Below are 15,306 nucleotides of genomic sequence, written 5' to 3'. Positions count from 1 at the left end.
GCGGCCGCAGCTCGGTCGGGGGTGGGCCCGGCGCTGGCCGCCCTCACCCGCCCGGCGCGATCCGCCTTCGGGGTGGGGCCACCACCGCGGCGCGCTGGCCCGGCGATCCGGTGAGGGCCTCGTCGGTGATCGCGCTGGGATCGAGCGGCGGGAGGTCGAGGAGGTCGACGAACGCCTGGGTGCTCGGCGACCGGTAGGACGCCAGCCGGGGGAGGCGGCGCAGGAGCATCGAGTCGAGCTCGTTGGCGGCGATGGCCCCGACGTGGAAGTCGGCCTCCAGGCGCGGGTCGGATGCGTCGCCGTTGAAGCGGAGGCCCTCGGTGCAGAGCGAGAGCGGGTCGCCGGCGACGACGAACGGGGCGGAGCCGAAGTCCGCCAGGCGCCGCGTCGGTGCGACGGCGCGACCCGCCAGGTAGAGCGGGCGCACGGCGGCGGCGTAGTACGCCACGTAGTCGTGCTCGAGCTCGATCGCCGCGGGGAGGACGCGGCCGGCGCGGGGGAGCAGGAACGCCTGCAGGCGCAGGACCGCGTCGAGCGCGCTCGATGGCTCGACCCCGAGGTCGTCGAGGACGAAGCGCCGCACGTCTCGGGTGAACGCCTCCCACCCGATGGCTGGGAGCGCGAAGCGGTCGAAGGTGCGCAGGGTCCACGACAGGATCGGGAGGCGGACCGCGTCGTCATCGCTCATCGTCGCGAGCGCCTCGATCACCTCCGTCGCGGGGATGCCGTGGTCCCACTGGAGGAACCGGAGCACGTGGCGCAGCAGGCCCATCCGCTCGACGATGACCTCGGTCGTGTGCAGCGCCAGCATGTGCTCGCGATCGGTGGGGCTCATCGTCGCGGTCGCCCGGACCACACGGGTGGGATCGACCTCGACCGCGTGCCGGCGCCGGTGCTCGGGCTCGTTGATCGGGGCGTTGGGCAGGAGCCGGAGGGGGAAGGTGCGTCCCATGATCTCGTGGTCGATCATGAACTGCAGGTCGGCGCGGTACGACGCCACCGTCTGGCCGGGGAGGCCGAGGATCAGGTCCCCCGACAGGGCGTGGCCGCGTCGCCGGAGGTAGGCCGCCAGGGCCAGGTAGCCGTCGATCGAGATGTTCTGCCGTCCGACCGTGCGGAGGGTCTCCTCGTCGGTCGTCTGGAGCGAGATCGAGGCGAGGACGGAGACGTCGGCGTCGAGCAGGGTGTCGAGGGCGTCGAGGAGGTGGACGATCCGGTTCTTCGACGGGGTGAAGATCAGCAGCTCCGGCGCACCGCGACGACGCCGGATGTCGGCGATGCGGCCGGCCATGTCGACGTCGCGCGCCAAGATGCCGAAGTTCGAGTCGCACAGCATGGCGATGACCATGCCCCGGTCGACGGACCACTCGATCTCGGCGGCCACCCGGTCCAGGTCGAAGCGGCGGATCCGGGAGTTGGTGGCGGAGCCCCAGTCGCAGAACGTGCAGGCGTAGGGGCACCCTCGGTTGGTCTCGAACGCCGGCGGTTCGATCCAGGCCATCGGATCGATGTGGTCGAACTCGCCGGTGAGGTAGGGCGAGGGGAGCGCGTCGAGGTCGGCGATCCGATCGCGATCGGGGGTCCGGACCACGGCATCGGTCGTGGGGTCGCGGTAGGTGATCCCGGCGACGGAGGCGAGCCGAGCGGGGTCCCGTGCCGGCAGCGTGGGCGCCAGCGCCTCGAGCAGCTCGACGAAGAGGTGCTCGCCCTCGCCCCGGGTCAGCACGTCGGCGGCGTCGGCGTGCGTGCGCAGGAACTGCTCCGCATCGCCGGGGTACTTGGGCGAGCTCGGCCCGCCGTGCAGGACGACGAGCTCCGGGTTGAGCTCCTTGCACCTGCGGGCGATGTCCAGGTTGGCGTCGAGGGTGTACACGTAGTCCGAGCAGGCCAGCACGGCGGGACCGCGGTGCTCGGCCACGGCGCGCAGGATGGCTTCGGCCGGCTCGGGGCGGCGGATCTCGTACTGCTCGTTGAGGGCGCCCGCTCGATGGGACCTCGCCGCCGCCGAGAGCATGCCCAGCGACAGGAGGGGGCCGACCTCCTCGTGCCACAGGAAGTAGATCGGCACTCGGGCATCGCCGCCGGGGAGCGGCGGACCGCCATCGGGCGGGCGGTCTCCGGCGGCCGCAGCCGCTCCGATCGGCGGGGACGAGGCGTCGAGCGGGCCCGGGTCGTCCTCGTCCGCGTGGTGCTCGTCGGCGACGTGGCGCCCATCGATCGCTCGGAGGTCCGCGGGCGTGAGGTGGACGACCTGGCCGTCGAGGTCTTCGATCGCCACCCCGAGCGCATCGATGGGCCCGGCGAACGCCGGTGCGGCCAGGACGGCCTGCGGGACCTCCCGATCGGACCTCGGGCCCTCGCCCCGAGCGCCCTGAGCGGCCGCGCCGACCAGCTGCTCGATCTCGTCCAGGGCCACGCGGTGGACATCCCCACCGAGCACGTCGCTCAGCCACCACCGTCCACGGTCGAAGGTGACGACTGGTCCGCGCGGCTGGTGGGGCATGGTCAGCGTGCCGCGACGCCGTCTGGTCTGGTCAGACCGTGGGGTAGCACCTTCCGGTGCCGACCGCGGCCAAGCCCGCGAGATCGCCAGGTGCCCACGAGGTCGCCCTTCCGTCGTGACCGTGGTACAAGATGTTCCGCACATCGCCGGTGTGCGTGAGCCCGACGACGTGCGCAACGTAGTGCATGAGGATCGCTCGCATGCGGGATTCTCGTTGGGCGGGGGCGAACGTGGCGGCGTCCGTCTCGATCGTGGGCCCGTTGAACGCCACCTCGCCGGTCACGTAGAGGCTGCGGGCGCCGTCGTCGACGGGCACGCCGTAGCTGCCGCCGGAGCCGAAGCTGTCATCGGTCAGCAGCGGGAGCTCCGCCTGATCGGACCAGGCGAGCAGCACCGGTGCCCAGCGCTTCCCGTAGCGCTCGGGCTGGTACAGCACGCGCTTCTCGACCGGTCGTTCCGTCGTGGTGCCGTCGTCGATGAACTCCAGGCCCGTCGCCCGGCTGACCTCGGCGATGGCCTGCTTCAGGATGGGCATGGCCCCGGCCGGAGCGGTGCGCTCGTTGACCACGTAGTGGATCGGCCGGCACGGGTCGTAGGCGACGGGTCGGGTGTGGTCGTCGGGTTGGTAGGTGAGGAACTGGTAGTCCACGCCCTCGTGCAGGTCGGCGGCGCCGGCGGGCAGGGGAGGAGGGTGACCGATCGGCGCGGTGCGCTCATCGGTGGGAGGCGGGGGCCGCGTGGAGGACGTGGGGACCGTGGCTGCGGTGGTGGTCTCGTCGTGGTGGTGGGTGGCCGGCGTCGTGGTGGTGGTGCTGGCGTCGTCGGACGATCCCCCGCGGGTCACCGCGACCACACCGATCGCCGCGGCCAGGACCACCACGGCGACGGCGACCGTGCGCCCCACGAGCCGACGGTTCATCGGGCCAGCTCCTGGAGCTGGGGTCGGAGGTCGCGGTACAGCGCCTCGGCGAGCAGCGACGCGCCCAGCTCGTTGGTGTGGACCTGGTCCCAGTAGATCGGCTTGGTCTGGCCGTCGTAGGCCGTGGACAGGTTGTGGACGTCGAGCGCAGGGAGCTGGTCGAAGATCGTCTGGTGGACGGCCCGGGCCGCGGCGAGGTCGGCGTCGGAGGCTCCGACCTGCTTGCGCACCTTCTCGTCGGCGGCCGACTGATCGGCCTTCGTCAGCAGCGAGGGCTGCCAGTAGAACCGGGTGGCGATGCCGGCGTCCTTGGCGAGCGTGTGGGCCAGCGCCACCCCGTGGCCGTAGCGGGTGGCGATCCGATCGCCGAGCTCGGTCGGGTCGGTGCTCGGCGGCACGGTGCCCGTCGGGTCTCGCTCGATCCCGAGCTGGTCGGCGACGCCCGGGCGGGCGCGCGACGCCAGCATCTTCTGGAACTCGGAGTCGAGCAGGGATCCCGGCTCGGCGCGCTCGCCCTGCTCGGTGCCGTTGAGCTCGACCTGCAGGGTCACGTCGTTCTCCCCGTCGAGGAAGATCGCCAGGTCGGGGTGGTCCTGCCACTGGAGGAGCTCGGCGAACAGGAGCGCGCTCTGCCAGTTGACCGTGGCCGGCACGGCCAGGTTGTGGACCCTGATCGGGATGCCGTCCTGGCCGGCGAGGCGCACGAGGTCGGACGCCACGGTCCGGTCGTCGCGCTGACCAGCGCCGAACGCGACGGAGCCTCCGAGGAGCCACACGTCGAGCGGGTCTCCCAGGCTGGGCTCGGGTGCCGCTGTCCGCCGCTCGCCGTTCGCCACGTTGATGTACCGGCTCCGCAGGTTGGCCACGCGCCACCCGCCCGACACGTCGAACTCGAGGAGGCTCCAGTAGTCGCGGAGGTTGAGGCCGAGGATCGAGGCCCACGGGGCGTCGGCGAAGGCGTCCGAGGTGGTGAGGTCGGCGGTGAACGAGGCGCCGGAGGTGCCGAGGTCGGTGGCGGGGGCGGCGGTGTCGGTGGTGGTCGAGGTGCGGTGGTCGCGCCACGTCACCAGGCCGAGCACCACCGCGAGGACGACGACGACGCCCAGTGCGGACCTCGACGCTCGCAGCGATCGCGGGGTGCTGGTGAACGGACGCCGGGCGTCGCGGCGCTGGTCCTCCTCGGAGATGCCCCGGGTCCTCCACGTCGTCGCGGCCCGGGCTCGGTGGCCGGGGAGGAGCCGTCCCCCGCGCCGCACCAGCTGGCTGATGGCGCCGGGCAGGTACACGAGCGGGAGCGCCACGATGAGGAGGGCGACGTGGCCGATGAAGGTGACGACGATGCGGACGAGCTCGGCGAGGGACCGGTCGGCGGCGTGGATCCAGCCTGGTCGGCGGGCCGCCAGCTCGGTCAGGACCAGGCTGGCGACGATGAGCAGGGCCACCGCGGCGTGGCTCCCCGACCGGACCCAGATCAGCTGGCTCAGGATCAGGGGCGCCAGGCCGAGGGGGGCGATGCCCCGTGCTCGTCGGGGCCAGCCTGGGATGGGCTGCCACTCCACCAGTGCGGCGAAGGCGGTGGTGGTGGCCAGCAGGGTGACGATGGCCGGGGTGGTCCCGATGAACGGGCGGGTGAGCGCGATGGCCGCCACGCCCCCAGCGGCCAGGGCCGGCAGCGACCAGGCGCGGCGACCGAGGAGGGCGGAGAGGGCGAGCAGCCAGGCGAGTCCCAGCACGACCACGACCGCGGTGTCGCTCGGTCGGTGCCCGCCGGTCTGCCACACCTTGACGGCGGTGGGCCCGGCGCCAACGGCGAGCGCGGCGCCCATCAGGAGGCCGCGACGGCGCGCGGTGCGAGCAGCCCACCGCACGGTCGGCTCCACCGCCCACGGATCGGGTGGCGGTCCCAGGATCGGGTCTCGGTCCCGCATCAGAAGAGCGTGTACATCGCGGTGGGCACCACGACCTTCGCAGTGGCGGCGACCACGGTCGCCACCATGATCATCACGATGACGACGGGCACCCACCAGCGGCCCGACCGGGCGGCGTGGAGCCACAGGTCCGTGACGAAGCGCCCGGCATGGCGGACCACGAGCCTCACGGCGCGCCGACCGAGGTGCCCGCCAGCGTCCGGTCGCCGTCCTTGCGGAGGATGCACCGGCCCAGCACCAGGAGGTCGAGGTCGGTGTCGTCGAAGCAGCGGAGGGCATCGGCGGGGGTGCGCACGATGGGCTCGCCCGCACGGTTGAACGAGGTGTTGAGCAGCACGGGGCAGCCGGTGCGCTGGTGGAACGCGCTCAGCAGCTGGTGGAAGCGCTCGTTGCGGTCGTCGACGGTCTGGACCCGTGCGGAGTGGTCGACGTGGGTGCACGCCGCGATGTCCGAGCGCTCCACGGCCAGGCGGGCGCCGAAGTCGTCGGAGCCGCGCTGGTCGTCGGCGCCGGGGCGCCGGTGCGCGGCGGACACCGTGGCGATCTCGGTCATGTGGGGGAGGGGGGTGGTGAGGTCGAACCACTCGCCGGCGTGGTCCTGGAGGACGGCCGGGGCGAACGGCCGGAAGGGCTCGCGCCGCTTGATCGACAGGTTGACCGTCCGGGCCATGGCTCCGGGGCGGGGGTCGGCGAGGATCGAGCGGTGGCCGAGGGCCCGGGGCCCGAACTCCATCTCTCCTTGGAACCACCCGATGGTCTGGCCCGCATCCAGTGCCGTCGCCAGCTCCTCGCACAGCCCGTCGGTGGTCTCGAAGGTCTGGTGGGGGACGTCGATCTCCTCGAGCCAGTCGATGATCTCGTGGTCGTCGAACGCCGGGCCCAGGAAGACGGAGGAGCGCTCGCTCCGCACCGCGGCCGGCGCCCGATCCTGATCCAGGGTCTGGTGCCAGTGCCAGAGCGCGGCGCCGACCGCACCTCCGGCATCGCCGGCGGCGGGCTGCACCCAGAGGTCATCGACCGCGCCGACCTCTCGGAGCCGAGCCGTGGCGACGCAGTTGAGGGCGACACCGCCGGCCAGGCAGAGCGAGCGCTCGCCGGTGAGCTGCACGGCCCGCCGGACCAGGCCCTCGATCGCCTGCTCGAGGACGGTCTGGATCGAGCGGGCGATGTCGGCCTCTCGCTGCGTCAGCGGCGCGCCGGGGGCGAGCGCCGGACCGTCGAGGAGGTCGCCGAGGCGGGGGTGGTACATGCGCCGGCCGGCCTGGAAGTCGAAGTACCGGTGATCGAGCTCGAAGGATCCATCGGCGTTGAGGTGGATCGCGTGGTCCAGGAGCGCCCGTTCGTAGGTGGGCTCGCCGTACGGGGCCAGGCCCATCAGCTTGTACTCGCCGTCGTTCACGTCGAAGCCGCAGAAGCTGGTGAGGGCCGAGTACAGGAGGCCGAGCGAAGCCGGGAAGTGCACCTCCTCGATCAGCTCGAGGTCACGGCCGCGGCCGTGGCCGATCGTGCAGGTCGCCCACTCGCCCACGCCGTCGAGCACGAGGACCGCGGCGCGGTCGAACGGGGAGGGGAAGTAGGCCGAGGCGGCGTGGCTCTGGTGGTGCTCGGCGAACTCGACCCGGACGTCGCGGTGGCCGAGCTGGCCCAGGAGCCGTTCGAGCCGGTAGGCCACCCAGAGCTTCGATCGGGACCAGCTCCACACGCCGCGGGCGAACGAGGGGAACCCCCGAGGACCGACGCGACCGTGGGTCACGAGCAGCCGTTCGTAGGCGGTGAGGGGCTTCTCGTAGAAGACCACGTGGTCGAGCCCGCCGGGCTCCACGCCGGCGGATTCGAGGCACCAGGCGATGGCGTGGCGGGGCAGCGAGGGATCGTGCTTGATGCGGGTGAAGCGCTCCTCCTCGGCGGCAGCGACCACCTGACCGTCGATCACGAGCGCGGCGGCGGCGTCGTGGTAGTCGCCGCTGATCCCTAGCACCGTCCCCCTCGCTTGCACCGCTCTAGCCTAGATGGCGCCTGTTCCCGCGGAGGGTCGGCCCAGCCGCTGGTCCATACTTGTGCGATGGTGCCGGGGGAGAGATCGTCGCTGCTCCACGACCCTCCTGGCACCCACAGCATCCGGTGGTGGGTGGTGCTGACGGTGGTCGTGAGCATCCTGGTGGGGGCGATCGCGGTCGAGCTCCGACGCCCCGACCAGCACGTCGCCACCAGCGGATCGGCCGCCGCGGCATCGTCGGATTGGGCCCCCGAGCGCCTCGCCGGGGAGCGCTTCTCCGCCCGCGACCGTTCGTTCGTGCTCTCCTACGCGTATCCGGGGCAGGACTGGGCCGACGAGCTGCTGGCCGACCGCGATCGGGCCCGAGCCGAGGTCGACCCCGTCACCGGGTGGCGCCTCCTCGACCTGCGCAGCCGGTACCTGAACATCACGGGGGGCCGGCGGGCGTCGCTGGAGCCCGCCGATCCGAACCTCACGGTGTGGTACTTCGGCGGCTCCACCATGTTCGGGAGCTCCCAGCGCGACGACCACACCATCCCGTCCGAGATCGCCCGGTTGGCCGAGGCCGACGGGGTCCGCGTGCGGTCGGAGAACTTCGGCGTCGAGAGCTACAACAACTACCAGGAGACGATGGCGTTCGCGGCCGCGCTCTCGACCGGACGCCGGCCCGACCTGGTGGTCTTCTACGACGGGGCGAACGAGCTGGCCACCGCGGTGGAACGGGTCGACGTCGGGCGGACCGATCCGGGCGAGATCTACTACCAGGCCGCGAGCGCCAAGGAGCGCAAGGCCCGCGGGGAGTCGAGCGCCACGCGCCGGCTGACCGCCGCGCAGCGCGACGACCTCGCCGTGAAGGTGGGCGGGGCGCAGTACCGCCGGGGCGTCCTCCTCGGCCAGCAGCTCGGCGGGGCCGACAAGATCCCCGTGGTGCACGTGTGGCAGCCGGTGTTCGCGGCCACGCCGCCTCCGCCGGTGGCCGAGCCGGTCGTGGCCCGCCTCGGGCTCGACGACGAGTCTCTGGCGTCGGTGGGTGGCCTCTACCGCCGGGTGCTGCAGGCATCGAAGGTGAAGCCCATCGACCTGTTCGAAGCCCTGGGCGGCGTCGAGGAACCGACGTTCTTCGACTTCGAGCACACCAACGAGCTCGGCGCATCGCTCGTGGCCAAGGCCCTGTACGAGCGGCTCCGACCGCAGTTCACGGCGTTGGCGCACTAGGTGGTCCCACGGGGCACCTCCTGGAGGGGCGGCCGGATGCTGCTCGCCGCCGCGGTGGGCGCGCTGCTGGTGCTGGGCTCGGTGGCGTGCAGCCGGACGACGGGCGCGGCCACCGAGGTCGCCGGGCTCGGGCCGGTCCGCGCCGTCACCCTCGGGACGCACCACGGGTGCGCCATCGCCACCGACCGCACCGTGCGGTGCTGGGGCAGCGACTACTTCGGGCAGCTGGGCGATGGCCACCACGTCGACCCGCGGCGTCCGGTGGCCGCCACCGGGTTGGCCGACATCGTCGGGATCGATGCCGGCGGTGATCTCACGTGCGCGGTCGACGGCCAGGGACGCGTCGCGTGCTGGGGCTACAACTTCGACGGCCAGGTGGGGAGCGGCACCTCCGAGGACGCGGTGTTCCAGCCCACCCTCGTCCGGGGCCTCGGCGCCGCCCAAGCGGTGACGGCGGGGGAGGAGCACGCCTGCGCCCTGACCTCGGGCGAGGTGTGGTGCTGGGGCTCGAACGACGTCGGCCAGCTCGGTCGATCCGACCCCGCCCGCTCGCTCGTGCCCGTCCGGGTCCCGGGCCTCTCCGACGTCCGGTCCATCAGCGCGGGCGGATGGCACACCTGCGCGGTGCGCACGGACGGCTCGGTGTCGTGCTGGGGGCTCGGAGGGTCGGGACAGCTGGGAGCCGGCACCTTCTCCGATTCCGCCCCGGTCGAGGTCGAGGGGCTGCCCGCGGTCACCACGGTGTCAGCGGGCTCGGCCCACACGTGTGCGGCGGCGGACGACGGGCGCGCGTGGTGCTGGGGGGCAGGGGCGCAGGGCCAGCTGGGCGCCGGCGCGGATCGCCGGGATCAGGACCGGCCGGTGAGCGTGCCGGGGCTGCGGGCGCGCCAGCTGGCGTCGGGTGCCGGCCACACGTGCGCGGTGACCACCGCCGGCCGGGTCCGCTGCTGGGGCGACGACCGCGGCGGCCAGCTCGGCGCGGCGACCGATGTCGGCGGGAGCGGGATCGCGGCCGATGCCGGGGTCGGCGCGGACGTGCAGGCTGTCGCCGCCGCCGAGGACCGGTCCTGCGCGGTCGGGCCCGGGGGCGAGCTGCGCTGCTGGGGGGCGCAGGCGCGCTGACCGGCGCCGACGGGGTCAGAGGCCCGGATAGGCCAGCCCCGTCCTCCACGCCCACCCCATGAGGCCGGCCACGAGGTAGGTCGAGAGCACCACGAGCAAGGTCGCTCCCGCGGCGGTGGAGAGCTCGCCGCGCTGGCGGAGCTCGATGAGGCGGCGCGGGATGAAGATCATCAACATGGCGAACGCCGCCTCCGAGAGCTGGAGCACGTCGCCCTGGTAGGTGGTGCCCTCGCGGCGCAGGAGCAGGGCCGCGACGACCCCGATGACGGCACCGGTCGAGCAGAGCAGGATCGCCTCGTCGTCGAACAGGCGCTTCCCGACGACCACGAGGGCGAGGATCGGGAACAGGCCGATCAGCCAGAAGAACGGGAACCGCACGTGCAGGTCGCGGAGCTCGGTGAGCGGGGAGAACACCCAGCCGCCCCGGTTGACCACGTACCGGACCGTGACGAGCAGCTGGATCAGGGTCAAGACGATGGCGGGCCCGACCAGCAGCACCAGGACCGACGTCATCGTGGGGCGGCCGTCGCGCTCGCGCCCTGAGCCGGACCGGCGCCGGATCGACCGGATCAGCACGACGAGGGGGACGGCCACCAGCAGGAGCGGCACGAGGGTGGGCTTGGCGAACGACGCCAGGAGGAGCAGCGCCGGGATGCGCCACCGCAGGGGCTTCGGCAGGTCGCCGCTGGTCCACCGGGCCACCTCCCAGACCAGGAGGGTGTTGGGTGCCAGCGAGGCCAGGGTGGTGGCGGCGTAGGGGAGGTACACGGGCATGAAGACGCCGGTGCCGGTGAACGAGCCCCAGCCCCAGAGCCCCGCGGGCGATTCGAGCATCGCCAGCCCGAGGCTCACCACCAGGGCGGCGGCGGGCCCGAGGCCGTAGCCGGTCCGGCGGGGGCGCAGGACCTCGGCGACGACGATGCCGAACCACGCGTAGAAGAGCAGGGCGGCGATGAGGGCGCCGAAGCGGATGTCGAACGGCAAGACGACGTCGAGCCCCTTGGCGGCGACCTGCCACAGCTGGCTCGGCGACCCGAAGTGCCAGAGGCCGTCGAACGCCGTCTCGGCGAACTCGGTGTGGGTGGGGAAGAGGTTGGGGCCGCGGACCGAGTCGCTCCGGTACAGGAGGTGGAACGCGACGGGGCCGAACACCAGGGCGTGGGCCAGCCCCGTGGCCCACCGCCACCGCCAGGGGTGGAGGTCGGGCTCGACGGCGGGCCGCGCGTCGGTCTCGAGGGCTGCGGTCTCCATGGTCAGAAGCGGACCAGGGCGCTGGCCCACGAGAGGCCCGCGCCGAAGCCGGCCAGGACGACGGTGGTGCCCGGAGCGACCGTGCCGCTCGCTCGGAGGTCCTCAAGGAGGAGGGGGATCGAGCTGGACACCGTGTTCCCCGTGGTGCGCAGCCGTCGCGGGACCTTGTGCGGAGGGACGTCCAGGCGGTCCTGGAGGGACCGGAGGACCAGCTCGCTGGCCTGGTGGAGCAGGAAGACGTCGATGTCGTCGACGGTGAGGCCGTTGCGCGCCAGCAGCGCGCCGATCTGGTCGGGCACGGCTCGGAAGGTGAACGACAAGATGGCGCGACCGTCCATGCGCAGGTGGACGGGCCCCGGTGGATCCGCGGAGGCGGGCACCGTCTCGAGCCGCCCGTGCTCGGCGCCCTCGGTCGCCCAGATCACGTCGACGAGACCGCTCGGCCCGTCCGTCGGGTGCAGCCAGGTGGCGGTGGCGGCGTCGCCGAAGAGGGCGCGCGTCGATCGGTCGTCGGGATCGAGCAGGGCGGAGTAGGTCTCGCCGGTGACCAGCAGGGCGTGGCTCGAGCGTCCGGTGGCGAGCAGCGCGTCGGCCACCCCGAGGCCGTACACGTAGCCCGAGCACGCCGCGCCCAGGTCGAAGGCCCCGACCGAGGGCGCGAGCCCCAGGCGGTCGTGGAGGAGGCACGCGTTCGCCGGCACCTGGTGATCGGGGGTCTGGGTGACGAAGACGATCAGATCGATCGCCTCCGCCAGTCCGGGGTTCCGTTCCAGCAGGGTGCCGCACGCCACGGTGGCGAGGTCGAGGGCGGTCTCGCCGTCGGCCGCGATCCGCCGGGCCTCGACGCCGGTGGCCCGCTGGACGGCCTCGAGGTCCCAGCTCGGCTGCTCGCGCTGCAGGGCCTCGTTGGTCACGGTGAGCGAGCCGAGGGCGCCGGCCACGTCGGCGATCGCGGTGCCCACGTCAGCGGCGCGGCCGGAGCGTGACCGGCGAGCGGGTCTCACCCTGGGCTCCGCCGCGGGAGGCCCCGTCGGCCTGCCAGCGCCGATCCTTCAGCTGGCGGAGCCGTGGCTCGCCGAGGACCGCCTGGATGGTGGGGACGAAGTAGGCCCCGCGCTCGGTCAGGCGGATGCTCGCGTGGTCTCGCTCGATGAGCCCCTTCGCCTCCAGCGCGGCCCACGCTTCGTCGTGCTCGTCGAGGCCGATCCCGAACGCCTCGCGGTACCGGGTGCCATCGACGTGGAGGCCCTGCACGCTCCGGTGCAGGGCCATGAGGCGCAGATCGACCGCTTCCCGGCGGACCGCACGTTCGACGGATCCGCCGTCGTGGTCCATCGACTGCTGGTACGCGCCGAGGGACCGGGCGTTCATCAGCGACCAGCCCGTGGTGCCATCGGGGTCGATGAGCTCGGTGATGGCGGCCTGGCCCCAGCCCCGCACCTCGTGGAGCTCGAAGTCGCGGTCGCACTCCTCGTAGACGTAGGTGGCCCGAGGGGCGGAGGAGCGGCGCTCGAAGTCGTACGAGGTCAGCTGGTCGAAGCCCCAGGACCGCAGGGCCCGCGACGCCTCGAGGTGCATGGCTTCGGTGGTGCTCGGGGGCGGGAGCTCGTGCCGGCGCTCGAGCGAGAACGCGGTCGGACCGCCGATGTTGAGCTCGTAGTGCGTGATGTGGTCGACGGTGGTCGAGGCCAGGACCTCGAGGTCTCGGAGCATCGTGTCGATCGTCTGGCGCGGCCACCCGAAGATGAGATCGACGTTGCAGGCCAGGCCGAGCTCGTGCGCTCCCTCCACGGCGTCGAAGACCTGCTCCGCGGTCTGGTGGCGACCGGACAGGGCCGACAGGTCGGGGTCGAGCTGCTGGGCCCCCATGCTGATGCGGCCGATGCCGGCACCGGCGGCCGCGGCGAGCTTCTGGCGGTTGAAGAGCTGCGGGATCCCCTCCAGCGTGATGGCGTCGGGGCCCGGCAGGTTGGGGAGGTGGCGCCGGATGATGTCCATGAGGGGCTGGTACTGATCGGACCGCAGCAGGTTGGGCGTGCCGCCACCGATGTACACGCTGCGGATCGAGCGGTGGGCGAACGCTCCCGCCCACTGCTCGGCCTCGCGGTCGAGGAGGTGCAGGTAGGCCTCCACCTGGGAGGACCGCTCGAACTCCTCGGTGGGGAAGAGGCAGTACCCGCACCGGTCGGGGTCGGTCTTGATGCAGAACGGCACCCCCACGTACAGGTCGAGGGCGAGGTCGGGCGACGCTGACGACGGGCGCGCCGCGGCGGCGCGGCTCGGCGCGGCAGGGGGCGGGTCGTCCCAGAGGCGCACCGGCGGGAACCCGTGCAGGATGTGGTTGACCTGGGGGCGGCGCAGGAAGCGGTCGAGGACCCCGGCCGCGTCGCTGGCGACCTCGGTCACGATCGCGTGGTCCGGTCGTGGCGCGCCGGACCGAGCCCGGTCGCGGCGCTCGGGCTCAGGCGCGCAGCGCTGCAGGCCACGGCTCGTCCTCGCTGATGAGCGCGACCAGGCCCACGGCCAGATCGTGGAACTCATCGACGTCGAACACCTCCGGCGGGAGGTCCCGGTCGAGCGTGCGCTGGAGCCGGTACTGGAGCTCGACGACGTTCAGCGAGTCCCAACCGATCTCGGCGAAGGCCCGCGGCACCCCGTCGAAGGGCTCGCCGGCGTCGTCCATGATCGCGAGGACCTCGTGCTCGAGGTGGTGGAGCATCGCCGCGGTGCGCTCATCGCTGCTCATCGGCGCTGGTGGCCCGGTGCGGCTGAGGTCGCGCTGGGCCTGTCCTCTCTGATCCAGCTCCACCGGCCCAATGGTAGTCTCGCCTCATGTCGCTTCGGCGCGGGGGAGAGGAAGGCGTCGAGATCAGCGTCGTGGTCCCGGTGCTCAACTCCAGGTCCACCTTGGTGGAGCTCGAGGAGCGCATCACGGCGGCCCTCGTGGCGGCTGACCTGGGCACCTTCGAGGTCGTGTTCGTCGACGATGGCAGCACGGATGGGTCGGTCGAGCTCCTCGCCCGCCTGGCTGACGGGCGCGAGTCGACGTCGACCATCGCCCTCCCCGCCAACGTCGGCCAGGCCGGAGCCCTGGTCGCCGGACTCCTCGCCGTGACCGGCGCGGTCGTCGTCACCCTCGACGACGACCTGGGCCAGCGTCCCGAAGACATCCCGTTGCTCGTGGCCGCCGTCCACGACGGGGCTCCGGTGGCGTACGGCCGGATCCCGCGCCGAGACGAGAACCCCCTTCGCCGGTCGGCGTCGTGGGCGATCCGCGCCATGCTCGGCCTGGTGATGGGGCACGCCATGGGCCAGGCGGTGAGCCCGTTCCGCGCCTTCGATGCCCGCCTGGTCGCCGATCTCACCGATGCCGATCGCTCGTGCGCCTCGATCGACCTCCTGCTGGCGCGGGGGACCGACCGGTTCGTCGTCGTGCCCGTGGGCCGCGGCGCGGGGGCAGAGGGCGCCGCATCCCGCTACACGGTCGCCGGGCTCCTGGCGCTCGCCGGGCGCATGGCGTCGATGGCCGTCCGCATGGGCCGGCGCGGGCAGACGACGCGTCCCGCCCCGCGGCCGACGGCCGCCCTCGAGCCGGCGCCGCCGGTCCGCGCTCGTTGACCGCCGCCGACGGCGCGCTGGTGCGCCGCCTGGCGTGGGAGAGCGGGTTCTGGGGCCGGCCGATGGTCGAGGTGCTCGGCACGACCGCCGACGCCGTCACCGCCGCCGACCATTGGTGCCGGACCGACGACGTGGCCATGGCGCACCTCCGGCTGCCGGCGGGCGAGGTGGGCGTCGTGGGGCACGCGGCCCGCCTCGGGTTCGAGGTCCTCGAGGTCAACGTGGTCGTCGATCGGAGGCTGGGGGGCGACGAGGAGCCGGTCGCGGGGCTCCGGCCCGCCACCGCCGCCGACGGGGAGCGGCTCGCCGCGATCGCCCGCACCGATCTCCGGGGCATGACGCGGTTCTACCGCGACCCCCGGTTCCCCACCGACCGGTGCGATGACCTGTACGCCGGTTGGGTCGAGTCCAGCATCGACGGCTGGGCGGACGTGGTGCTGGTCGCCGAGCGCGACGGCGAGGTCGTGGGCGGGGTGACCGGCCACCACGGCTCGGGGGGCGAGCCGAGCCGCGTCGGGCTCCTCGTCATCGACGGGGCCGACCCCTGGCGCCGGGTCAACGTCGGGAACCGGCTCCTGCGCGGCGTGTTCCAGCAGCTGGGCGCCTCGGGAGGGCGCGAGGTCACGCTGGCCACCCAGGCGCACAACGTCGCCACCGTCCGCCTGCTCGAGCGCCTCGGGTGCTCGACCCGATCGATCTCGCTCCAGATGCACAAGTGGTACGACGACCCTCCTCCACCCGAGCCCTGAGGGGC

At 73.2% G+C, this 15,306-nt stretch carries 13 protein-coding genes; 4 read left to right on the top strand and 9 right to left on the bottom strand.

Annotation, left to right across the window (positions count from 1 at the left end):
- Positions 1-43: 43 nt before the first annotated feature.
- From ACPPVX_RS07200 to ACPPVX_RS07180, 5 genes are all read right to left on the bottom strand, one after another.
- Positions 44-2,416 carry a B12-binding domain-containing radical SAM protein gene (locus ACPPVX_RS07200; RefSeq protein ID WP_426574218.1) on the bottom strand — a complete coding sequence of 791 codons (2,373 nt, stop codon included), beginning with the start codon at positions 2,414-2,416 and terminating at the stop codon, positions 44-46.
- Positions 2,417-2,534: 118 nt separating this feature from the next.
- Positions 2,535-3,422, bottom strand: a complete 888-nt coding sequence (locus ACPPVX_RS07195) for a peptidase (RefSeq protein WP_426574217.1) — start codon at positions 3,420-3,422, stop codon at positions 2,535-2,537.
- Complete coding sequence (locus ACPPVX_RS07190) at positions 3,419-5,350, bottom strand: hypothetical protein (protein ID WP_426574216.1); 1,932 nt, start codon at positions 5,348-5,350, stop codon at positions 3,419-3,421. Before ACPPVX_RS07190 ends, ACPPVX_RS07195 begins: the two co-directional genes overlap by 4 nt.
- Positions 5,350-5,520 (bottom strand): DUF5989 family protein, encoded by a 171-nt coding sequence (locus tag ACPPVX_RS07185; RefSeq protein ID WP_426574215.1) that lies wholly within the window; start codon positions 5,518-5,520, stop codon positions 5,350-5,352. Before ACPPVX_RS07185 ends, ACPPVX_RS07190 begins: the two co-directional genes overlap by 1 nt.
- Entirely contained in the window at positions 5,517-7,346 is a 1,830-nt protein-coding gene (locus tag ACPPVX_RS07180) for a carbamoyltransferase family protein (RefSeq protein ID WP_426574214.1), read from the bottom strand. Before ACPPVX_RS07180 ends, ACPPVX_RS07185 begins: the two co-directional genes overlap by 4 nt.
- 66 nt (positions 7,347-7,412) lie before the next feature.
- Between ACPPVX_RS07180 and ACPPVX_RS07175 the strand changes: the two genes are divergently transcribed.
- Complete coding sequence (locus ACPPVX_RS07175; RefSeq protein WP_426574213.1) at positions 7,413-8,561, top strand: hypothetical protein; 1,149 nt, start codon at positions 7,413-7,415, stop codon at positions 8,559-8,561.
- A gap of 36 nt (positions 8,562-8,597) precedes the next feature.
- Positions 8,598-9,683, top strand: a complete 1,086-nt coding sequence (locus tag ACPPVX_RS07170) for an RCC1 domain-containing protein (RefSeq protein ID WP_426574212.1) — start codon at positions 8,598-8,600, stop codon at positions 9,681-9,683.
- A gap of 15 nt (positions 9,684-9,698) precedes the next feature.
- On the opposite strand, the gene ACPPVX_RS07165 is transcribed toward ACPPVX_RS07170, so the two are convergent.
- Genes ACPPVX_RS07165 through ACPPVX_RS07150 form a run of 4 tightly spaced genes read right to left on the bottom strand, consistent with a single transcriptional unit; the run spans position 9,699 to position 13,743 of the window.
- Positions 9,699-10,934, bottom strand: coding sequence for a hypothetical protein (locus ACPPVX_RS07165; RefSeq protein WP_426574211.1), 1,236 nt, complete (start codon positions 10,932-10,934; stop codon positions 9,699-9,701).
- A gap of 2 nt (positions 10,935-10,936) precedes the next feature.
- Positions 10,937-11,896, bottom strand: coding sequence for a ketoacyl-ACP synthase III (locus ACPPVX_RS07160; protein WP_426574210.1), 960 nt, complete (start codon positions 11,894-11,896; stop codon positions 10,937-10,939).
- A gap of 1 nt (position 11,897) precedes the next feature.
- The gene (locus ACPPVX_RS07155) at positions 11,898-13,340 is read right to left on the bottom strand and encodes a radical SAM protein (protein WP_426574209.1); all 1,443 of its coding nucleotides are present in this window, start codon (positions 13,338-13,340) and stop codon (positions 11,898-11,900) included.
- A gap of 55 nt (positions 13,341-13,395) precedes the next feature.
- A complete protein-coding gene (locus tag ACPPVX_RS07150) occupies positions 13,396-13,743 on the bottom strand; it encodes an acyl carrier protein (protein WP_426574208.1) in 348 nt (115 codons plus the stop codon).
- 23 nt (positions 13,744-13,766) lie between these two features.
- Here ACPPVX_RS07150 and ACPPVX_RS07145 point away from each other — a divergent pair, with 23 nt between their 5' ends.
- Both ACPPVX_RS07145 and ACPPVX_RS07140 read left to right on the top strand, forming a co-directional pair.
- Positions 13,767-14,552 (top strand): glycosyltransferase, encoded by a 786-nt coding sequence (locus ACPPVX_RS07145; protein WP_426574207.1) that lies wholly within the window; start codon positions 13,767-13,769, stop codon positions 14,550-14,552.
- Entirely contained in the window at positions 14,549-15,301 is a 753-nt protein-coding gene (locus ACPPVX_RS07140; protein WP_426574206.1) for an N-acetyltransferase family protein, read from the top strand. Before ACPPVX_RS07145 ends, ACPPVX_RS07140 begins: the two co-directional genes overlap by 4 nt.
- Positions 15,302-15,306 lie beyond the last annotated feature (5 nt).

The sequence above is a fragment of the Aquihabitans sp. McL0605 genome, assembly GCF_049993875.1.
In the GTDB taxonomy this organism is placed as follows: domain Bacteria; phylum Actinomycetota; class Acidimicrobiia; order Acidimicrobiales; family Iamiaceae; genus Aquihabitans.
The sequence above is the reverse complement of the archived record's forward strand: the minus strand, read 5'-3'. Positions and strand labels throughout refer to the sequence as shown.